The 20,760-nt window shown below is 67.1% G+C and carries 20 protein-coding genes; 13 read left to right on the top strand and 7 right to left on the bottom strand.

Annotated features, from left to right (window positions below):
- Positions 1-20: 20 nt before the first annotated feature.
- Genes ubiG through ACZK5G_RS15155 form a run of 3 tightly spaced genes read left to right on the top strand, consistent with a single transcriptional unit; the run spans position 21 to position 2,145 of the window.
- The gene (gene ubiG, locus ACZK5G_RS15165; protein ID WP_049401248.1) at positions 21-737 is read left to right on the top strand and encodes a bifunctional 2-polyprenyl-6-hydroxyphenol methylase/3-demethylubiquinol 3-O-methyltransferase UbiG; all 717 of its coding nucleotides are present in this window, start codon (positions 21-23) and stop codon (positions 735-737) included.
- Positions 734-1,429 (top strand): phosphoglycolate phosphatase, encoded by a 696-nt coding sequence (locus ACZK5G_RS15160; protein ID WP_110712927.1) that lies wholly within the window; start codon positions 734-736, stop codon positions 1,427-1,429. Before ubiG ends, ACZK5G_RS15160 begins: the two co-directional genes overlap by 4 nt.
- Positions 1,430-1,440: 11 nt before the next feature.
- Positions 1,441-2,145: a squalene/phytoene synthase family protein gene (locus ACZK5G_RS15155; protein ID WP_049401251.1), complete on the top strand. Its 705-nt coding sequence runs from the start codon at positions 1,441-1,443 to the stop codon at positions 2,143-2,145.
- A 97-nt stretch (positions 2,146-2,242) separates the two neighbouring features.
- Here ACZK5G_RS15155 and ACZK5G_RS15150 read toward each other — a convergent pair whose 3' ends face one another.
- From ACZK5G_RS15150 to yidD, 4 genes are all read right to left on the bottom strand, one after another.
- A complete protein-coding gene (locus ACZK5G_RS15150; protein ID WP_478463938.1) occupies positions 2,243-3,763 on the bottom strand; it encodes a hypothetical protein in 1,521 nt (506 codons plus the stop codon).
- 112 nt (positions 3,764-3,875) lie between these two features.
- On the bottom strand, positions 3,876-4,724 hold the full coding sequence (locus ACZK5G_RS15145; protein ID WP_478463936.1) for a M23 family metallopeptidase: 849 nt from the start codon (positions 4,722-4,724) through the stop codon (positions 3,876-3,878).
- The gene (locus tag ACZK5G_RS15140; RefSeq protein WP_107432037.1) at positions 4,724-6,070 is read right to left on the bottom strand and encodes a dihydroorotase; all 1,347 of its coding nucleotides are present in this window, start codon (positions 6,068-6,070) and stop codon (positions 4,724-4,726) included. Before ACZK5G_RS15140 ends, ACZK5G_RS15145 begins: the two co-directional genes overlap by 1 nt.
- Position 6,071: 1 nt before the next feature.
- Positions 6,072-6,326 (bottom strand): membrane protein insertion efficiency factor YidD, encoded by a 255-nt coding sequence (gene yidD, locus ACZK5G_RS15135; protein ID WP_014037867.1) that lies wholly within the window; start codon positions 6,324-6,326, stop codon positions 6,072-6,074.
- A gap of 272 nt (positions 6,327-6,598) precedes the next feature.
- Between yidD and dksA the strand changes: the two genes are divergently transcribed.
- Complete coding sequence (dksA, locus tag ACZK5G_RS15130) at positions 6,599-7,828, top strand: RNA polymerase-binding protein DksA (RefSeq protein ID WP_049401259.1); 1,230 nt, start codon at positions 6,599-6,601, stop codon at positions 7,826-7,828.
- A 614-nt stretch (positions 7,829-8,442) separates the two neighbouring features.
- On the opposite strand, the gene ACZK5G_RS15125 is transcribed toward dksA, so the two are convergent.
- The 3 genes from ACZK5G_RS15125 to cysS are packed head-to-tail and all read right to left on the bottom strand — an operon-like array spanning position 8,443 to position 11,568.
- On the bottom strand, positions 8,443-9,690 hold the full coding sequence (locus ACZK5G_RS15125; RefSeq protein WP_032129395.1) for an MFS transporter: 1,248 nt from the start codon (positions 9,688-9,690) through the stop codon (positions 8,443-8,445).
- Positions 9,687-10,139 (bottom strand): SufE family protein, encoded by a 453-nt coding sequence (locus ACZK5G_RS15120; RefSeq protein WP_005410372.1) that lies wholly within the window; start codon positions 10,137-10,139, stop codon positions 9,687-9,689. Before ACZK5G_RS15120 ends, ACZK5G_RS15125 begins: the two co-directional genes overlap by 4 nt.
- A gap of 52 nt (positions 10,140-10,191) precedes the next feature.
- The gene (gene cysS / locus ACZK5G_RS15115) at positions 10,192-11,568 is read right to left on the bottom strand and encodes a cysteine--tRNA ligase (protein ID WP_032129396.1); all 1,377 of its coding nucleotides are present in this window, start codon (positions 11,566-11,568) and stop codon (positions 10,192-10,194) included.
- 188 nt (positions 11,569-11,756) lie between these two features.
- Between cysS and ACZK5G_RS15110 the strand changes: the two genes are divergently transcribed.
- From ACZK5G_RS15110 to ACZK5G_RS15070, 9 genes are all read left to right on the top strand, one after another.
- Entirely contained in the window at positions 11,757-12,326 is a 570-nt protein-coding gene (locus ACZK5G_RS15110; protein WP_032129397.1) for a glycine zipper 2TM domain-containing protein, read from the top strand.
- A 318-nt stretch (positions 12,327-12,644) separates the two neighbouring features.
- Positions 12,645-13,655 carry an N-acetylornithine carbamoyltransferase gene (locus tag ACZK5G_RS15105; protein WP_032129398.1) on the top strand — a complete coding sequence of 337 codons (1,011 nt, stop codon included), beginning with the start codon at positions 12,645-12,647 and terminating at the stop codon, positions 13,653-13,655.
- A gap of 119 nt (positions 13,656-13,774) precedes the next feature.
- Positions 13,775-14,971: an argininosuccinate synthase gene (locus ACZK5G_RS15100; protein ID WP_478463935.1), complete on the top strand. Its 1,197-nt coding sequence runs from the start codon at positions 13,775-13,777 to the stop codon at positions 14,969-14,971.
- Between the two features lie 152 nt (positions 14,972-15,123).
- Positions 15,124-16,212, top strand: coding sequence for an acetylornithine deacetylase (locus ACZK5G_RS15095; protein WP_049401151.1), 1,089 nt, complete (start codon positions 15,124-15,126; stop codon positions 16,210-16,212).
- 75 nt (positions 16,213-16,287) lie between these two features.
- A complete protein-coding gene (locus tag ACZK5G_RS15090; protein WP_478463934.1) occupies positions 16,288-17,616 on the top strand; it encodes an acetylglutamate kinase in 1,329 nt (442 codons plus the stop codon).
- A gap of 3 nt (positions 17,617-17,619) precedes the next feature.
- Positions 17,620-18,222 carry a GNAT family N-acetyltransferase gene (locus ACZK5G_RS15085; RefSeq protein ID WP_197616056.1) on the top strand — a complete coding sequence of 201 codons (603 nt, stop codon included), beginning with the start codon at positions 17,620-17,622 and terminating at the stop codon, positions 18,220-18,222.
- Positions 18,219-19,172 (top strand): N-acetyl-gamma-glutamyl-phosphate reductase, encoded by a 954-nt coding sequence (gene argC, locus ACZK5G_RS15080; RefSeq protein WP_153855930.1) that lies wholly within the window; start codon positions 18,219-18,221, stop codon positions 19,170-19,172. Before ACZK5G_RS15085 ends, argC begins: the two co-directional genes overlap by 4 nt.
- Before the next feature lie 20 nt (positions 19,173-19,192).
- Positions 19,193-20,488 carry an argininosuccinate lyase gene (gene argH / locus ACZK5G_RS15075; protein WP_049461415.1) on the top strand — a complete coding sequence of 432 codons (1,296 nt, stop codon included), beginning with the start codon at positions 19,193-19,195 and terminating at the stop codon, positions 20,486-20,488.
- Positions 20,488-20,751: a YciI family protein gene (locus tag ACZK5G_RS15070; RefSeq protein WP_032129404.1), complete on the top strand. Its 264-nt coding sequence runs from the start codon at positions 20,488-20,490 to the stop codon at positions 20,749-20,751. The genes argH and ACZK5G_RS15070 overlap by 1 nt, the downstream gene beginning before the upstream one ends.
- Positions 20,752-20,760: the final 9 nt, after the last annotated feature.

Below are 20,760 nucleotides of genomic sequence, written 5' to 3'. Positions count from 1 at the left end.
CGGCGCCGCAAGGACCCCTCATGACTGCCCCCCACGCTTCCTCCAATTTCGATCAGGCCGAGCTGGACAAGTTCGCCGCGCTGGCCAACCGCTGGTGGGACGCTGACGGCCCGCAGAAGCCGCTGCATGCGCTGAACCCGGTGCGCCTGCAGTACGTGGCCGATCGCGTGCCGCTGCGCGGTGCGCGCGTGCTCGACATCGGTTGTGGTGGCGGCCTGTTGAGTGAAGCGCTGGCCCAGGCCGGTGCTGACGTCACCGCCATCGACCTGGCCCCGGAACTGGTCAAGGTCGCGCGCCTGCATGCGCTGGAAAGCGGCGCCAAGGTCGATTACCGGGTGCAGGCTGCCGAAGATCTGGCCGCCGAGCAGCCGGGCAGCTTCGATGTGGTCACCTGCATGGAAATGCTCGAGCACGTGCCCGACCCGGGCGCGATCATCGAGGCCTGCAAGCGCCTGCTGAAGCCGGGCGGCCACCTGTTCCTGTCGACCATCAACCGCACCGCCGCCGCCTTCGCGGTGGCGATCGTCGGCGCCGAGTACGTGGCGCGGCTGCTGCCCAAGGGCACGCACCACTACCAGGAATTCATCAAGCCGGCCGAGCTGGCGCGCTGGCTGCGCGAGGCCGACATGCAGCTGGTGGATGTCAGCGGCATGGCCTACGAGCCGTGGCGCAACCAGGCCCGCCTGAGCAGCCGTACCGACATCAACTACCTGGCCTACGCGGTCAAGCCGGCATGACCGCGGCCCGCTTCCCGCGCGCGGTGTTGTTCGATCTGGACGGCACCCTGCTGGACAGCGCGCCGGACTTCGTCGCCACCTGCGACGCGATGCTGGCCGAGCGTGGACGCGCACCCATCGATCCGGCCGCGCTGCGCCCGGTGGTGTCGAAGGGCTCGCGGGCGATGGTCTCGGCTGCGTTCCCGGAACTGGACGTTGCCGCACGTGACGCGCTGATCCCGGAATTCCTGCAGCGCTACGAAGCATTGATCGGCCAGCACGCAGTGCTGTTCGATGGCGTGGCCGGCATGCTCGCCGCGTTGGACGATGCCGGTACGGTGTGGGGCATTGTCACCAACAAGCCTGAATATCTGGCGCGCTTGATCCTGCCGCAGCACGGCTGGCAGCAGCGCTGTGCGGTACTGGTGGGTGGTGACAGCCTGGCCGAGCGCAAGCCGCACCCGCTGCCGTTGCTGCACGCCGCGCAGGCCATCGGCATCGCCGCCGAAGACTGCGTGTACGTGGGCGACGACGAGCGCGACATCATCGCCGCGCGTGCCGCGGCCATGCCGTCGGTGGCGGCGTTGTGGGGCTATCGCCTGCACAGCGACGATCCGCTGGCCTGGCAGGCCGACGTGCTGGTCGAGAACGCCGAACTTCTGCAACTGGCCAGCCTCTGGCCGACCCGGCCGGCAGCCCCGGCCCAGCCGTAAGGAATCACGTAGTGAGCAGTACCGCGCTGGACAGTTTCCTCGACAAGTGGCGCAGCCGTTGGCCGGAATGGTCGGTGGCCGCCCCGTTCGTGGCCGAATCGCAACGCGAGCTTGCGGTGGCGTGGTTCGCGCTGCTGCAGGAATTCGACGACATGCTCAACACCAGCGGCGACCCGTTGCCGGCCGACGCCAAGCTGGCGTGGTGGGGCGAGGAGCTGCGCAGCTGGGCCGCGCATCGTTCGCGCCATCCGCTGGGCCGCCTGCTGGAGCCGGTGCGTGCGCCGTGGGCGCAACTGGCCGAAGCGCTGCCCGATCTGGTTGAAGCGCGTACCGTCGCGCTGGATGCGGCCGGCGCCGAGCGCGCGCTGGCGAACTACGCTGAAGCCGTGGCTGCGGTGGAGGCAGCCCTGTTCGCGGACAAGCCGCGCACCGGCGCCGGTCGTGCGGTGCAGCTGCAGACCCTGGCCCAGCGCCTGCAGGATGCCGGCGTAGCCGGTGTGCCGCGCAGCCTGCTGGACGGTGATGCCAGCACGGCCGCACAGCGCTGGGCGCAGCATCTGTTGAAGGGCTGGGGCAGCCGCGTGCCCGGCCCGCGCCCGCGCCGCGTGTGGTCCAGCCTGGCGCGTGCACGCCTTGCCGCGCAGGCGGCAGGCAAGCCGATCGAAGCCACGCCGGTACGCACCCTGCTGCGTGTGTGGTGGGCTGCGCGCGGCTGATCGATTGCCCTGGCTGCCGGCCGCTGGCCGACAGCCAGGGTGATGCAGGATTCATGGGGTTGCCGGCCGGCGGCCGGCGCTACCCTTCCAGGGCGCCTCAGAACGTCCTGACCTCGTTCATTGCTTCGCGCAGTACGTCGCGCTGCAGCGGCATCGTGCCCAGTGTGCGCTTCGCTTCCACGGCATCGATGATGCCCATCCACGCCATGTAGATCTGCTCGCGCTCTTCGGTTTCGATGAAGCCGCTGCGGCGGTCCAGTGCGTTGAAGCCTTCGGTGTAGTTGCGGCCGATCTGCGCCAGCGCTGCGGTCAGTTCTGCAGCAGCGCGGTCATCGGTGGCCAGCTTCAATGCATCCGTACAGGCTTTGCGATACAGCGTGGTTGCCTTCTTCGCCTGCGCAGTGCTGATGTGCGTGCTTCCCTCCCAGTCGCGGAAGGGGTTGTCGAGATTTGCGGCCAGCCATTCGGGCTTGCGCAGCTGGCCCACATCCAGATCCAGGCCTTCTGCCACCTCGCCCTTGTAGGCCTTCCTGATGGCGGTGCCAAGATCGGCCGGTAAGCTGTGCAGCCACAGCCGGCACAAGCGCGGCCAGCATTCCGGTGCCGGAAACACCGAACCAGCAGGCGGAAAGAGATCGCTGCCGCTGAGGGTGTGCAGCTGCTGCAGATTGCCGAGGCACTGCAGCTGATGCAGCAGGCAGGGGGCGCCGTTGATCGCGAGCGATTGCAGTTGCGGGAACTGCTGGGCAATGCGTGCGAAGTCGAGTTCGCGCACCTCCCGCAGCTGCAGCTCACCGAGCTGCGCCAGGCCCAGGCCTGGCAGCAGCGGATCGGTGCTGATGAGGGTCAGCCAGCGGCCCTCGTCCTCGGCGTGGATGATCAGCGCGGGATCGATGCTGCCGATCAGCGTCAGGCGATCCAGCTGCGGGTTGAGGTGGAGCGAGCGCAGGCCGGTGACATCGATCGTCATCTGCAGGAGCCGGGTTCCTCGCACATCGACGTCGGTCTGCTGCAGGCCACTGATCTGCAAGGTATGGATCAACGGCCGTGTACGCAGCCACGGCAGCAGGCCCGGCACCGGTGTGCTGATCTCCAGCTGCGTGAGCAGCGGCAGGGCATCGAATACAGCCAGTGACGGCGCACGGTTCAGGGTCGCGCTGTCCAGTTGGCGGGTACAGCGACGCACCGGAAAGGCATCGCTTTCCAGTACCACGCTCTGGTCTTGCGGCGCGGACATCGCGGCGTGGAAGGCGCGCACGGCATCGGTATCCAGCGCATCCCACTTGCGTTGCCCGACCCATTCGGCGCCATCCGGCCAGCTGCCGTAAGCCTTCGGATGATCGGCGATCAGCGGCTCGCGCCAGCCCACCTGCTGGAAATCGCGCGGGACGCGCTTGCCTACCCAGCGGTGCAGGATCGCGGGCGCCGCACGGAACGGGCTGAAGCGGGCAGGTTGCATGGCTGCAACGGCGGCGGCATCCGGCAGGGCACTGCCCACCCAGTCCAGTGCAAGGACGGCGAAGCTGCCGTCCTCCGTATTCTGGTGGGTGAGCTGGTAGGCCACGTAGGCGCCCAGGCGTGCATTGTGGACGACGTGGATATCACCCGTAGCGGGCATGCAACGTTCCTTGTTTCCATGCGTCGAAACATCACGGTAGCGCCGGCCGCCGGCCGGCATCCAGATTCGCCGCGAAGATCATGGGGTTGCCGGCCAGCGGCCGGCACGACCGTTATTTGCGTTCCAGCACCAGCAGTGGATCGATACGGGTATCGAACCAGTTCATGCCCCAGTGCAGGTGCGGGCCGGTGGCACGACCGGTGGCGCCGACCGCAGCGATCACCTGGCCTTGTTCCACACGGTCGCCAACTTTTACGTCGATGCGCGACAGGTGCAGGAAGTTGGAGCTGACACCGAAACCGTGGTCGAGCAGCAGCGTGCCGCCGGTCAGGTACAGGTCGGGGCCGGCGAAGGTGACGATGCCGGCGGCCGGCGCCTTCACCGGCGTGCCGGTCGGTACCGCGATGTCCATGCCGGAATGACCGGCACCGGGCTGTCCGTTATAGACGCGGGCATTGCCGAAGCGACCACTGATGCGGCCCTGCACCGGCCAGATGAAGGTCTGGGTGAAGTCGGTGCGGTCGTCATCGCGGGCACGCGCGGCAGTCACCTGCGCCTGTTCGCGCTTGATCCGCTCGGCAATCGCCGGCGGCGGGTTGACCGTCTTCGGCGGCACGCCGTTGACCCGCTCGGTGGGCCAGTCGCGCGGGGTCACCGCAATGGTCGCGGTCTCGCTGCCACCGTCAGGGCGTTGCACCTGCACGCGCAGCGGACCCTTCTCGTCGCGGCCGATGCCGAACACCACGCTGCCATAGCCGCTCACCCGCAGTTGGCGGCCGGCGTACTGCACGCGGCTGCCGGCGGGTACCTTGCCGATCACCAGTGCGCCCTGCGATGCGCTGGCCGGGAACACCACCCGGCTGTCGATCAGGCTGCCGATGCCGTCCTGTGCCTGCGCCGGCGGTGCGGTGAACAGGGGCGCGGCCAGCAGCAGCGCCCCGATCAGAAGTGCGGAGCGCATCAGCGGTCGTAGGTCATGCGCTGGCCGGCCGGCTCGCCCACCAGTTTGCTGCCGTCCCACACCAGTTGGCCATTGACCCAGGTGGAGGCCACGCGCGAGCGGAAGGTCGTGCCTTCAAACGGCGACCAGCCGCACTTGGACAGCACGTCCTCGCGCTTGACCGTGAACGGCACGTCCTCGACCAGCACCAGGTCGGCGAAGTAACCCTCGCGCAGGAAGCCACGTTCTTCCACGTCGAACAGCTGTGCCGGTGCATGCGCGAACTTCTGCACCACCTGCTCGCGGGTCAGCTTGCCTTCGTGCACCCGTTCCAGCGCGGCCACCAGCGCGTACTGCACCAGCGGCAGGCCCGACGGCGCCTGTGCGTAGGGCTTCTGCTTCTCTTCCCAGGTGTGCGGCGCGTGGTCGGTGGCCAGGACGTCCAGCACGTCATCGGCCAGCGCGGCGGTGATCGCCTCGCGGTCGGACACTTCCTTGATCGCCGGGTTGCACTTGATCAGGTTGCCCTTGGTCGCATAGTCCGGGCGCGCGAAGTGCAGGAAGTGCACGCAGGTTTCGGCGGTGATCTGCTTGCGGCTGCCGTCGGCGCGGATCAGCGGACCCTTCTCGAACAGCGCCAGCTCATCGGCGGTGGAGATGTGCAGCACATGCAGGCGGGTGCCGTGCTTGCGCGCCAGCGACATCGCCAGACGGGTCGACTTGATGCAGGCCTCGCGCGAGCGGATGTCCGGATGCATGTCCGGGGTCAGCGCGTCGCCGTATTTCTCCTGGAAGGCCTTCAGGTTGGCGTCGATCATCGGCGTGTCTTCGCAGTGCGTGATGATCGGCGTCGGGCATTCGCGGAAGATCGCGTCCAGCGTTTCCGGATTGTCCACCAGCATGTTGCCGGTGGAGGCGCCCATGAACACCTTCACGCCCGGGGCCTTCTTCGGGTCCAGCGCACGGATGGCGTCCAGGTTGTCATTGCTGGCGCCGTGGTAGAAGCCGTAGTTGGCCCAGGCGCGGCCGCGCGCGAGCTCGTATTTGGCTTCCAGGATGGTCGAATCCAGCGTCGGCGGATTGGTGTTCGGCATGTCCATGAAGCTGGTCAGGCCACCGGCCACCGCAGCCGCCGATTCGCTGGCGATGTCGCCCTTGTGGGTCAGGCCCGGTTCGCGGAAGTGCACCTGGTCGTCGATCATGCCAGGCAGCAACCAGCGTCCGGCTGCGTCCACCACCTGCTCGCCGTCGCGCGGCGCCAGCCCGTTGCCGATCTGCGCGATGCGGCCGTTCTCGATGCGCAGGTCGCCGTCGAAGGTGCGGCCTTCGTTGACCATGCGGGCGTTGGTGATGAGGGTGGAGGGCATGTCAGTGTTTTCCTGTGCAACGGCAAGAGGGGGCGTTGGGGGACTCGGGCACGGGGTCGAAGCCGCCGGGATGGAACGGGTGGCAGCGGCCCAGCCGGCGCGCAGCCAGCCAGCTTCCGCGCAGCGGGCCGTGCCGCGAGATGGCGTCCATCGCGTATTCAGAACAGCTCGGCACGAAACGGCAGCGTGGCCCCAGCAGGGGGCTGATGAAGCGCTTGTAGAAGCGCAGCAGGGCAATGAGCAGGCGCGAGATCACCCAGTCATCTTATGCCAGTTGGCATGAAGGCCGCATTTGTGCAGGATGGGCCGTTGGTCGCATGTCGCCGATGGCCTGCGACCGGTACCAGCGCCTTCGGGTGCTGGCCAGGTTCCGTACCGCGCAAGGCGGTCCGTGTTCGTCGGACTGCCTCCAAGGGCGCCTTGACTCCAGGACTGAATGGAGCAGGGGGTCGAGGTTGCTGCTGCGGGTCGGGTAGGCTATAAAGGCCCGCTTTCCCGGGCCCCGGGGAATCCAAGGAAGAGCGTTTCGTGGCTGCTAAAAAAACTGCAAAGAAGGCCGCAACGGCCGCCAAGAAAACCGCCAAGCCTGTTGTGAAGAAGTTGGCGGCAAAGCCCGTTGCCAAGAAACCGGCCAGCAAGCCGGCGACCAAGGCAGCGTCCTCGCAACCGGCGGCCAGGAAGGCCACCGCAAAGAAAACGCCGGTCAAGGCAACCAAGCCGGTGGCGAAGAAGGCTGCTGCGCCCGCCAAGGCCAAGCCTGCCGCTGCCAGCAAGAAGGCGCCGGTGGTGAAGAAAGCCGCCAGCAAGGCCGCGCCGGTGAAGAAGGCCGCCGCCAAGCCGGTGGCGAAGAAGGCAGCAGCCAAGCCGGCGCCGAAGGCGGTGGTGAAGAAGGCTGCGGCCAAGCCGGTCGCCAAACCTGCAGCGAAGAAGGTTGCTGCGGCTAAACCGGTGGCCACGCCTGCCGCTGTAAAGAAAGTCACCAAGAATGTTGCCGCGCCGGCCGCAAAGCCGACCCCGGCCCCCGTAGTGAAGTCCGCACCGAAGCCTGCCCCCAAGCCGGCTCCGGCCAAGCCTGTCCCGGCCAAGACCGTGGCAGTGGCAGCAGCCCAACCGGCCCCCAAGCCGGCCCCGGCCGCCGCTCCTGCTGCTTCGAAGGCCCCGCAATCCAAGAATCCCGTGCCCGTTTCGAAATCGCCTGCCAAAACCGCCGTGAAATCCGATTCCGCCCCGAAGACCGTGTCGCGCCCTGTCGGCAAGGTTGCCGTGGCCGTCGCCGCCCGCTCGGCGGCACCGGCCCCGCGCAGCAAGTACAAGGTGGTCGAGTACAAGACCGACGAGGCCACCGGCCGCCCGATCCTGCCGGCTGGCTACAAGCCGTCCTCGGAAGAGGAATACATGAGCCCGCTGCAGCAGGAGTATTTCCGTCAGCGCCTGCAGAACTGGCGCGCGGACCTGGTGGAAGAGTCCAAGCAGACCATCGAGAACCTGCGCGAGGAAGTGCGTGACATCGGCGACGAAGCCGAGCGCGCGACCCGTGAGACCGAGAACTCGCTGGAACTGCGTACCCGCGACCGCTATCGCAAGCTGATCGGCAAGATCGACAGCACCCTGAAGCGCCTGGAAGCGGGCGACTATGGTTACTGCGTCGACACCGGCGAAGAAATCGGCCTGGAGCGCCTGGAAGCGCGCCTGACCGCCGAACGCACCATCGACGCCCAGGAGCGCTGGGAGCACCTGCAGAAGCAGCAGGGCGACTGATTCCTGATCGTTGTCTGGTCATGCGAAAAACCCGGCCTCGGCCGGGTTTTTTGTTGGGTGTGGTTGGCAGTGTAGAACGGCGCCTTCCGGGTATCGGAGGGAGCCTGCGGGTGGGGCCGGGCAGGACACGCTGCAAGTACATCCCTGTAAGCTCGGCCGCGGCATCCATGCCGCGGACGGTCCTGCCCGGCCCCACCCGCAGGCTCTCTACGGTTTCCTGCGTGCGCGGTTGCTGTAAAGCCGAGCTCATGCCCGGCTCGGGCCGAAGCCGGAGGGCAAGGAAGAGCAAAAGCAAAAGCAGCCAAGCATGGCTTGGCTCTACCAAGGGCGGTCATGCGTGCGCTCGCGGCTGTTGGGTCCGCCTTGTAGCGAGCCGAGCACCGCAGGGGAATCAGGGGCGAAGAGGCGCCGCTGTTTGAGCGCAGCGAGTTCGGCGCCGTCCCCTGATTCACCGAGGAGCACAGGGCACCGGCGCGCAGCGCCGGCTCGCGGATGGCGGAGCGTTTCTTTGGTTACTTTCTTTTCGCGAAAAGAAAGTGACAAGCCCAATCATCGAGGGAGAGCAACGGCCCCCAGCCAAACGCCCGGCGCCGCCGAATCCGCTGTTCGCAGCATCACTGCAGGTCGCGAAGATTCAGTTTCCGCAACGTCGGGTTCTTCCACGCCGTGATCCCGGCCACGCTCAGCACCGCGAACCCACCCAGCACCACTGCCGGCACCAGGCCGAGCAGCTTTGCCATCGTGCCGGCATAGAACGCGCCCAGTTCGTTGGACGAACTGATGAAGATGCCGTTGATCGACGACACCCGGCCGCGCATTTCTTCCGGTGTGGCCAGCTGCAGGATGGTCGATCGGATCACCACCGACACGCCGTCGAAGGCCCCGTAGAACAGCAGGATCAGCGCGGACAGCCAGAAGTGCTGCGACAGCCCGAAGCTGATCACGCACAGGCCGAAGCCGGCCACCGCGAACAGCAGCACGCGGCCGGCATTGCGGTGCAGCGGGTGGCGCGCCAGCCACAGGCCAACGCAGACCGAGCCCAGCGCCGGCATTGCGCGCAGGATGCCCAGGCCTTCCGGACCGTGGTGCAGGATCTCGTGCAGGAACGCCGGCAGCATCGCCACCACGCCGCCCAGCAGCACCGAGAACATGTCCAGCGCCATCGCCCCGACCATGATCCGGTTGCCGACCACGAAGCGCGCGCCTTCAGCGATGCTCTTGAAGATCGGGGCGGCCGGACCGGTATGCACCGGTTCTTCCACCTTCAGCGTGGCCAGGCAGGCCATCGCCACCAGCGCGAAGCCCGTGGCCACCGCGTAGGACAGGCCCTTGCCGCCGAAGCCGACCAGCACGCCGCCCAATGCCGGACCGGCCACCATGCCGGCCTGGAACACCACGGCGCCGAGGCCAGCGCCACGTGCGAACTGGTCACGGGCCAGCACGCGGGCGAACAGGGCGTTGTAGATCGGCGACAGGAAGGCGCGGACCATGCCGGTCAGCGCAATGGCCGCATAGATCGGCCACACGCCTTCGAACGGCAGCCAGCCCTTGGCCACGCCGGTCAACACCAGCGCGGTGGCGATCAACCCGGAGCAGGCGACCATGCCGAGCCGGCGGCGCGGCAGGTGGTCGACCAGATAACCGGCGAACGGTGCGACGCAGAAGAACGGCAGCACCTCGGCCAGGCCAACCAGGCCCAGCGAGAACGGATTGCGGGTGACTTCGTAGATGTGCCAGCCGACGGTGACCGCGACCACCTGGTAGGACAGCATCGCGAAGATGCGGTAGGCCAGCAGCTTGGCGAAACCGGGCCGGGACAGCAGCCCCAGCGCGGTGTCTTCGGCCGTGGCGGGTTCACTCACGACGGGTCGCGCTGCAGCTGGGCCTGCGCGGTCTCGCGGATGAAGGCCAGCATCGCCGCCACGCCGTTGCTGCGGGTGGGCGAGAGGTGGCGGGCCAGGCCGATGTCCTGGATGTAGCTGGGCTCGGTATCCAGGATCTCCTGCGCCGAGCGCCCGGAGTACACGCGCAGGGCCAGGAAGATCAGGCCGGAAACGATTGCCGAATCACTGATGGCGTGGAAGCGCAGCGACTGCGCATTGCCTTCCGGCACGATCCAGACCATCGACTGGCAGCCGAGCAGGCGGTGCTCTTCGGTCTTCCATTCGTCCGGGAAGGCGGGCAGCTTACGGCCGAGGTCGATCAGATACTGGTAGCGCTCGGACCAGTCGCCGAAGAAGCCGAATTCCTCGGCGATGGCGGTCTGGGCCTCGGCGGCGGTGGGTTCAAGCGGGAACGGAGAGTCGGTCACAACAGTCTCTACAGTGGAGCGTGGCCGGCGGACCGGCCACGGGGCAGGTGGGTCAGCCGCGCTTGCGTGACCAGCGCACGCCCTGCGGGGTGTCTTCCAGCACGATGCCTTCGGCGGCCAGCTGGTCGCGGATGGCATCGGAACGGGCGAAATCGCGCGCCTGCTTGGCGGCGGCACGCTCGTCGATCAGGCCCTGGATGCGGGCATCTTCGCCATCATCGCTGGCCGCGGTGCCGAACCACTGCGCTGGATCGGCCTGCAGCAGGCCCAGGGCCAGGCCGGCACCGAGCAGTTCGCCCTTCAGGCGCGCCTGTTCGGCCGGGTCGGTGGCCCGGCGTGCATCTGCGGCGATGCGGGCCACTTCGGCCAGTGCCTGCGGGGTGTTCAGGTCGTCATCCAGGGTTGCCTCGACCGTGGCCGGGATCGCCACGACCGCCTCGACCGACGCCAGCTCGCGCAGCGTGCCGTACAGGCGGTCCAGGGTGCGCACCGACTGCTCGATGAGGCCATCGGACCAGTCCAGCGGCTGCCGGTAGTGGGCCGACAGCAGGGCCAGGCGCAGCGCTTCCGGCGGGTGCTGGCGGACCAGATCGTGCACGCGTTCGATGTTGCCCAGCGACTTGCTCATCTTGGCGCCGCCGAAGTTGAGCATGCCGTTGTGCAGCCAGAAGCGGGCGAAGATCTTGCCGCCGTGGGCGCATTCGCTCTGCGCAAGCTCGTTCTCGTGGTGCGGGAACTGCAGGTCGACGCCGCCGGCATGGATATCGATGGTCTCGCCCAGGTGGGCGGCGGCCATCGCCGAGCATTCGATATGCCAGCCCGGGCGGCCACGGCCCCAGGGAGACTCCCAGCCAGGGAGGTCATCGCTGGACGGCTTCCACAGCACGAAATCGCCCGGGTCGCGCTTGTACGGGGCCACGTCGACGCGAGCGCCGGCCAGCATCTCTTCCGGGTCGCGGCGCGAGAGCTTGCCGTAGCCTTCGAAGCTGGCCACCGCGAACAGCACGTGGCCTTCGGCGGCGTAGGCATGACCATTGGCGATCAGCTGCTCGATCATGGTGATGATCTGCGGGATGTGCGCGGTCACTTCCGGCTCGATGTCCGGCGGCACCACGCCCAGCGCGGCCATGTCTTCACGGTAGGCGGCGGCGAACCTGTCGGTGATGGTGCTGATCGGCACGCCCTGCTCACGCGCGGCGTTGTTGATCTTGTCGTCCACGTCGGTGATGTTGCGCGCGTAGCGCAGGCCACCGAAACGGCGTCGCAGCAGATCGGCCAGCACCCCGAACACTACCGGGCCACGGGCGTTGCCGATGTGCACGTAGTTGTAGACCGTCGGGCCGCACACATACAGGGTCGGACAGGCCGGGTCGAGCGGGGTGAACGGTTCGAGCTGGCGAGTCAGGTTGTTGTGCAGGCGCAGGGTCATGGGGCTGTGGCTGGGGGACAAGCCTGTGATTTTAGAACGTGTCGGCCCCCTTTGGGGGCACCGCCTGCCACCGGTGGACGCCGGGTCCAACCAGGGTGGGGTGGGCAGGAGCAGCGTGGACGGGTAATGTTCAGCCCCTTGCGCTCGCCACTGCCTACACTATTGCCGTGTCCTTGCTCCCTTCGCCAATGAAATCCACCGCGTTGCTGACCCTGGCCTGCCTGTCGGCGCTGGCCGCCGTGGCCCAGGCGCAGGAGGCCGAGCCCCGCAACCGGGTGGTGATCGTGGAGAACGTGAAGTTCGACTACGCGCAGGTACTGAACGTCGAACCCGTGTTCCAGACCCTGCGCGCGACCCGTACCGAAGAACACTGCGAGCCGGTCTCGACCCGGACCCTGGCACCGGTCAATGTCACTGGTGAGGAGCCGGTCGAGGACAAGGGCCGGATCAGCCGCTTCTGGGACTCGGTACGCTCGATGTTCAAGCGCAGCGATGAAGAGGTCTCCGAGGACACCGCCGCCGAGTCACCGGCCCCGGCGCCGGCACCGGCCAACAATGGTCCGATGCTGACCCGCGACTGTCGCATCGTGCCGGTGGGACGTGAATTCCGCCGGCCCATCGCCTACGACGTGGACTACGTCTACAAGGGCACCAAATACCGCTCGCGGCTGCCGGAAGATCCCGGCAACCGGCTCAAGATCCGGGTGTCGATCACCCCCTGGGTCGGCCCCGAGCAGGGCGCCGCCGGCAATCCCTGATTCTGCCACCCCGGCCCCTTGCGTCGGCCCCGGCCGCATGCAAAGATGGATGACCATGAAGCTCACCGACTTCCAGCACGACAGCAGCGCAGCCCGACAGGCGTCGGGCATGACCTCGCGTGCGCGTCGACCGGAACCCCACATCCTCGCTGGGTAACCGGAGCTTTTTGCTGTTCGTCCGAAAAAAACCCAGCCCGCCGGCTGGGTTTTTTCGTTTCTGCGTCATGAAAGCTGCAACTGCAACCTTTTCGTTCCACCTTTGCTTCCTGTTTTCCCTTCCACCGCGTCGAACCCGGCGCCGCCACGCAAGGAAAGATGATGTCCCCCAAGCACTTCCTGAACACCCAGGACTGGAGCCGCAGCGAGCTCGACGCGCTGCTGACCCAGGCCGCGCTGTTCAAGCGCAACAAGCTCGGCGACCAGCTCAAGGGCAAGTCGATCGCGCTGGTGTTCTTCAATCCGTCCATGCGCACCCGCACCAGCTTCGAACTGGGTGCGTTCCAGCTGGGTGCCCACGCGGTGGTGCTGCAGCCGGGCAAGGATGCGTGGCCGATCGAGTTCAACCTCGGCACGGTGATGGACGGCGATACCGAAGAGCACATCGCTGAAGTGGCCAAGGTGCTGGGCCGTTACTGCGACATCATCGCTGTGCGCGCATTCCCCAAGTTCATCGACTGGGCCTACGACCGCCAGGACATCGTCCTCAACAGCTTCGCCAAGTACTCGCCGGTGCCGGTCATCAACATGGAGACCATCACCCACCCGTGCCAGGAGCTGGCCCACATCATGGCCCTGCAGGAGCACTTCGGCACCCAGGACCTGCGCGGCAAGAAGTACGTGCTGACCTGGACCTACCACCCCAAGCCGCTGAACACCGCAGTCGCCAATTCGGCGCTGACCATCGCCACCCGCATGGGCATGGACGTGACCCTGCTGTGCCCGACCGCCGACTACATCCTCGACGACCGCTACATGGGCTGGGCCGAGCAGAACGTGGCCGAGAGCGGCGGCTCGCTGAAGATCAGCCATGACATCGACAGCGCCTACGCCGGTGCCGACGTGGTCTACGCCAAAAGCTGGGGCGCGCTGCCGTTCTTCGGCAACTGGGAACCGGAAAAGCCGATCCGCGACCAGTTCAAGCACTTCATCGTGGACGAGCGGAAGATGGCGCTGACCAACAACGGTGTGTTCAGCCACTGCCTGCCGCTGCGCCGCAACGTGAAGGCCACCGACGCGGTGATGGATTCGCCGCAGTGCATCGCCATCAACGAAGCCGAAAACCGCCTGCACGTGCAGAAGGCGATCATGGCGGCGGTTGCCGGGCGCTGAATCAAGCAAGGGGTAGAGCCGACCGTTGGTCGGCTGCTCCCGCAGCGGCGCATCCAACATTTCAGCCGACCAGCGGTCGGCTCTACCGAATTCCCATCCCCCAAGTGGACCTGATCCCCATGAGCAACAAAGATGTCGTTCTCGCCTTCTCCGGCGGCCTGGATACCAGCTTCTGCGTGCCGTACCTGCAGGAGCGCGGCTACAACGTGCACACCGTGTTCGCCGACACCGGCGGCGTGGATGATGAAGAGCGCGATTTCATCGAGAAGCGCGCCGCCGAACTGGGCGTGGCCAGCCACCAGACCGTCAACGGTGGCCCGGCCATCTGGGAAGGCTTCGTCAAGCCGTTCGTGTGGGCCGGCGAGGGCTATCAGGGCCAGTACCCGCTGCTGGTCTCGGACCGCTACCTGATCGTCGATGCCGCGCTGAAGCGTGCCGCCGAACTGGGCACCAACATCATCGCCCACGGCTGCACTGGCATGGGCAACGATCAGGTCCGCTTCGACCTGGCCGTGAAGGCCCTGGGTGACTACCAGATCATCGCGCCGATCCGCGAGATCCAGAAGGAACACACCCAGACCCGCGCCTACGAGCAGAAGTACCTGGAAGAGCGCGGCTTCGGCGTGCGTGCCAAGCAGCAGGCCTACACCATCAACGAGAATCTGCTGGGCCTGACCATGTCCGGCGGCGAGATCGACCGTTGGGAAGCTCCGGGCGAGGGCGCCCGTGGCTGGTGCGCACCGCGCAGCGAGTGGCCGGAGCAGGCGCTGAACGTGACCCTGAAGTTCGTCGAGGGCGAAGCCGTCGAACTGAACGGCAAGGCGTTGCCGGGCGACCAGATCCTGGCCCAGCTCAACAAGCTGTTCGCCCCGTACGGCGTTGGCCGCGGTGTCTACACCGGCGACACCGTGATCGGCCTGAAGGGTCGCATCGTGTTCGAGGCCCCGGGCCTGGTGTCGCTGCTGGCCGCGCACCGCGCGCTGGAAGATGCCGTGCTGACCAAGCAGCAGAACCGCTTCAAGCCGGACGTGGCGCGCAAGTGGGTGGAGCTGGTCTACGAAGGCTTCTACCACGACCCGCTGAAGACCGACATCGAGGCCTTCCTGAAGTCCTCGCAGGCCAAGGTCAACGGCGAAGTGGTGCTGGAAACCCGCGGCGGCCGCGTCGATGCAGTGGCGGTGAAGTCGCCGCACCTGCTCAACACCAAGGGCGCCACCTACGCGCAGTCGGCCGACTGGGGCGTGGAGGAAGCCGAGGGCTTCATCAAGCTGTTCGGAATGAGCTCCACTGTCTATGCGCAGGTCAATCGCGGTTGACCTGTGACGGGGGTGCCGGCCGCTGGCCGGCGCCTCGCAACGTCAATGGAGGGTAGTGCCGGCCGCTGGCCGGCTCGTGGCACGGCTGGATCATTGCGGAGCCGGCCAGCGGCCGGCACTACCGATTTCGAACCCTACGGATATTCAGACACATGCTTGAACAGACGCTCGATCACCTGCAGGCCCTGGTGTCCTTCGACACCCGCAACCCGCCGCGTGCGATCACCACCGGTGGCATCTTCGATTACCTGCGCGCGAACCTGCCCGGCTTCAACGTCGAGGTGATCGACCATGGCGCCGGTGCGGTCAGCCTGTACGCCGTGCGTGGTACGCCGAAGTACCTGTTCAACGTGCATCTGGATACCGTGCCGGATTCGCCGCACTGGAGTGCCGACCCGCACGTGATGCGGCGTCTGGACGACCGTGTGGTCGGCCTGGGCGTGTGTGACATCAAGGGCGCCGCCGCTGCACTGGTGGCCGCGGCCAACGCCAGTGATGGCGATGCCGCGTTCCTGTTCTCCAGCGACGAAGAAGCCAACGATCCGCGCTGCATCGCCGCGTTCCTGGCCCGTGGCCTGCCGTATGAAGCGGTGCTGGTGGCGGAGCCGACCATGAGCGAAGCGGTGCTGGCGCATCGTGGCATCAGTTCGGTGCTGATGCAGTTCGCCGGCCGCGCCGGGCACGCGTCGGGCAAGCAGGATGCGGCCGCCAGTGCGCTGCACCAGGCCATGCGCTGGGGCAACCGCGCGCTGGACCATGTGGAATCGCTGGCCTCGGCGCGCTTTGGCGGACTGACCGGCCTGCGTTTCAACATCGGACGCGTCGAAGGTGGGATCAAGGCCAACATGATCGCACCGGCTGCCGAAGTGCGTTTCGGGTTCCGTCCGCTGCCGTCGATGGACATCGATGGCCTGCTGGCGACCTTCGCCGGTTTTGCCGAACCGGAAGCCGCACTGTTCACCGAAACCTTCCGTGGCCCCAGCCTGCCGGCCGGTGACATCGCCGAGGCCGAGAACCGCCGCCTGCTGGCACGCGACGTGGCCGATGCGCTGGAACTGCCGATCGGCAACGCGGTGGACTTCTGGACAGAGGCCTCGCTGTTCTCCGCTGCTGGCTACACCACGCTGGTGTTCGGCCCGGGTGACATCGCCCAGGCCCACACCGCCGATGAGTTCGTGACGCTGGAGCAGCTGCAGCGCTACACCGACGCCGTGCACCGCATCATCGCCGCCGGCGCCTGATCGACCCCACAACGCCGCCCGGCCCTGGCCGGGTGGAACTGCAACGCGGCGACCGCCGCCTGTGACGAAACCGAAATGTCTCCTGCCCTCCAGCCCCACCGCCAGACCCGCCAGACCATCGTGCGCCTGCTTTCCAGCATGGCCAGCGCGAAGGAGATCAGCCAGTACCTCAAGCGCTTTTCTCAGTTGGATGCCAAGCGCTTTGCCGTGGTCAAGGTCGGCGGCGCGGTGCTGCGCGACGATCTCGACGCGCTGACCTCTTCGCTGTCGTTCCTGCAGGAAGTCGGCCTGACCCCGATCGTGCTGCACGGCGCCGGCCCGCAGCTGGATGCCGAACTGTCGGCCGCCGGCATCGAAAAGCAGACCGTCAACGGCCTGCGCGTGACCTCGCCGGAGGCACTGGCGATCGTGCGCCGGGTGTTCCAGCAGTCCAACCTGCGCCTGGTCGAAGCCCTGCAGCAGAACGGCGCGCGTGCCACCTCGATCACCGGCGGCGTGTTCGAAGCCGAGTACCTGGGCGTGGACACCTACGGCCTGGTCGGTGAAGTGACGCGGGTCAACCTGGCGCCGATCGAGGCCAGCCTGCGCGCCGGTTCTATCCCGGTCATCACCAGCCTGGGCGAAACTGCGGGTGGCCAGATCCTCAACGTCAACGCCGACTTCGCCGCCAACGAGCTGGTGCAGGAGCTGCAGCCGTACAAGATCATTTTCCTGACCGGCACCGGCGGCCTGCTGGACGAGCAGGGCAGCGTGATCGATTCGATCAACCTGTCCACCGAGTACGACCACCTGATCGCGCAGCCGTGGATCCACGGCGGCATGAAGGTGAAGATCGAACAGATCAAGGACCTGCTCGACCGCCTGCCGCTGGAATCGTCGGTGTCCATCACGCGCCCGGCTGACCTGGCCAAGGAACTGTTCACCCACAAGGGCTCGGGCACGCTGGTGCGCAAGGGCGAGAAGGTGCTGCGCGCCACCGCGTGGAACGAGCTGGACCTGCCACGGCTGAAGGGCCTGATCGAATCCAGCTTCGGCCGCACGCTGGTGCCTGACTATTTCCAGAAGACCACGCTGCTGCGCGCCTATGTCAGCGAGAACTACCGCACCGCGGTGATCCTCACCGACGAAGCCGAGGGCGTGTACCTGGACAAGTTCGCCGTGCTCGATGATGCACAGGGTGAAGGCCTCGGCCGCGCGGTGTGGAACGTGATGCGGGATGAAACGCCGCAGCTGTTCTGGCGTTCGCGCAATGGCAACCCGATCAATCACTTCTACTATGCTGAATCCGATGGCTGCTACAAGCAGGGCCATTGGAAGGTGTTCTGGTACGGCGCCGATGGCATCGACCGGATCAGCACCTATGTCGACCACTGCGCCCAGCGCGCACCGAGCCTGCAGGGCTGAATGATGGACCATTCCGATCACTGGACTACGATTCCCACCCTGCGCGGCCAGCACGTGACACTGCAACCGCTGCAGCCCGAGCATGTGCCTGGCCTGCGCGCCGCCGTGGAGGGCAGTGGCCTGGACCAGCTCTGGTACACCCAGGTGCCTTCGCCGGAGCGGGTCGAGCACTATGTGCAGGCCGCGCTGCAGGCGCAGGTGGAAGGCAAGGTGCTGCCGTTCGTGATCCTCGACGCGGCGGGTGACATCGTGGGTACCACCCGCTTCTACGACCTGGATGCCGGCGTGCCCAAGCTCAGCCTGGGCTACACCTGGTACGCACCGCGCGTGCAGCGTACCGGCGTCAACACTGAAACCAAGCTGTTGCTGCTGCAGCACGCCTTCGAAACCATGGGCTGCATCAGCCTGGTGCTGGAAACCAGCTGGTTCAACTTCACCTCGCGCACCGCCATCGCCCGCCTCGGCGCCAAGCAGGACGGCGTGCTGCGCAACCACAAGCGGCACGCCGACGGCACGCCGCGCGACACCGTCATCTTCTCCATCATCGATACGGAATGGCAGGGCGTGAAGCGCCACCTGCAGTACCGCCTGGACAGCCACGCATGAACGATTCGACTTTCACCCTGGGCATCGTCGGCGCCCGTGGCCATACCGGTGCCGAGCTGATCAAGCTGGTGGCCGCACACCCGCGGCTGAAGCTGGCCTTCGTGTCCTCGCGCGAACGCGCCGGGCAGCGCCTGTCCGACCACCATCCGGAGTTCCAGGGCGAGCTGCAGTACGAGAACCTGGACGCCGACGCGGTGGCCGCCAAGGGCGTGGACGCGGTGATCCTGGCCCTGCCCAACGGCCTGGCCGCACCGTTCGTGGCCGCACTGGACGCGGCGAAGCCGGACACCGTCATCGTCGACCTGTCGGCCGACTACCGCTTCGACAACAGCTGGTACTACGGCCTGCCGGAGCTGACCCGAGGCCGCTACAACGGCCAGAAGCACATCAGCAACCCGGGCTGCTATGCCACGGCGATGCAGCTGGCGGTGCATCCGCTGCTGGACCTGCTGGCCGGCCCGCCGCAGTGCTTCGGTGTGTCCGGCTATTCCGGCGCCGGCACCACGCCGTCGGACAAGAACAACGTCGAACTGCTCGCCGACAACCTGATGCCGTATGCGCTGACCAACCACGTGCACGAGCGTGAAGTGTCGGTCCAGCTGGGCGTTGCGGTTGAATTCATGCCGCATGTCGCGCCGCATTTCCGGGGCATCACGCTCACCGCCAACCTGTGGCTGAACCGCGTGCAGACCCGCGAACAGATCGTCGAGCGCTTCCAGCAGGCCTATGCGGGCGAACCGCTGATCGAGGTAGTGGATGAAGCGCCGTGGGTCAGCCGCATCGCCGGCCGCCACGGTGCGCAGGTCGGTGGCTTCACCCTGGCCCCGGGCGGCAAGCGGGTGGTGGTGGTGGCGACCCTGGACAACCTGCTGAAGGGCGCGGCCACCCAGGCCATGCAGAACCTCAACCTCGCGCTGGGCATCGACGAACTGACGTCGATCCCGCACTGAACACGTATTCCGGAGCCCCCATGGCAGACCTTCTTTGGCAGAAGCCCGGCGTCGCCGTCGACGCCCAGATCCAGACCTTCCTCGCCGGCGATGACGTGATCCTCGATCGCGAATTCTTCCTGCACGACATCGCCGCCAGCGCCGCGCATGCACAGGGCCTGCAGCACATCGGCATCCTCAGCGCCGATGAACTGGCCGGCCTGCTGCGCGAGCTCGACGTGCTGGCGCAGGACTTCCGTGAAGGCCGCTTCGTGCTGGACACGCAGTACGAAGATGGTCACTCGGCGATCGAGGCGCGCCTGACCGAACGCCTCGGCGATGCCGGCCGCAAGATCCACACCGGCCGCAGCCGCAATGACCAGATCCTGGTCGCCACCCGCCTCTGGCTGAAGGAGAAGCTGCAGCGTGTGGCCCAGCTCAGCGCCGAGGTTGCCAAGGTCGCGCTGGACCGTGCGCAGGCCGAGAAGGATCTGCCGATCCCCGGCTACACCCACATCCAGCGTGCCGTGGTGTCCTCGGCCGGCATGTGGTGGGCCGGCTGGGCCGAGGCCTTCATCGACAACGCCATCCGCGCGCGCGACACCCATGCGCTGGTCGACGCCAATCCGCTTGGCACCGCCGCCGGCTACGGTGTGAACCTGCCGCTGGACCGTGAGCACACCACGGCCGCGCTCGGTTTCGCCCGCATGCAGATCTCGCCGATCTACGCGCAGCTGTCGCGCGGCAAGTTCGAACTGGCCGCGCTGGAAGCGCTGGGCGGCGCCACGCTGGACCTGCGCCGCATTGCCTGGGACCTGTCGCTGTTCACCAGCGCCGAGTTCGGCTTCGTCGCGCTGCCGGCGCAGTACACCACCGGCAGTTCGATCATGCCCAACAAGCGCAATCCGGACGTGATCGAGCTGATGCGCGCGACCCACGCCAGCGTCGCCGCCGCGCGTACCGAGATCGAGCAGCTGCTGTCGCTGCCGTCGGGCTATCACCGCGACCTGCAGTCGTCCAAGGGCGCCATCTTCCACGGCTTCGGTCGCGGCCTGTCGGCGCTGGAACTGCTGCCGGCGCTGCTGGCCAACCTGGAATGGCGCGACGACAAGGTTCGCGCGGCAATCGACTCGGGCATGTACGCCACCGATGTGGCGGTGGAAGCGGCGGTGGCCGGTGTGCCGTTCCGCGAGGCCTACAAGGCTGCTGCCGCCGGTGCCGACAGCGCAGGGCAGGGGCGTACCCCGGAAGGCAGCCTGGCCGCACGCGTATCGCCGGGTTCGGCCGCCGACCTGCGCCTGGACGAACTGCACGCGCGCTGGCAGGCGCTGTCCTGATGGCCGGCACCGTCTACCTGGTGCTGGCCATGCGCCGGCCCGATTTCAACGCCGCCGCCGTGCAGCCGCACCGTGACTTTCTCGATGCGTTGCAGGCACAGGGCAAGCTGCAGCTGACCGGCGGTTTTGCCGATGGCAGCGGTGGCGCCTATGTGCTGTGCAACGTGGACAGCCTGGCGCAGGCGCAGGCCATCGTCGCCACCGATCCGCTGGTGACGATGCAGGCCTCCGCGCTGACCGTGCACGAATGGAACACCCGCTGAGAGCCTGAC

The organism is Stenotrophomonas sp. 62841_Sma, assembly GCF_056482945.1.
Note: the sequence above shows the minus strand (reverse complement) of the source record. Positions and strands in the feature narration are given on the sequence as shown.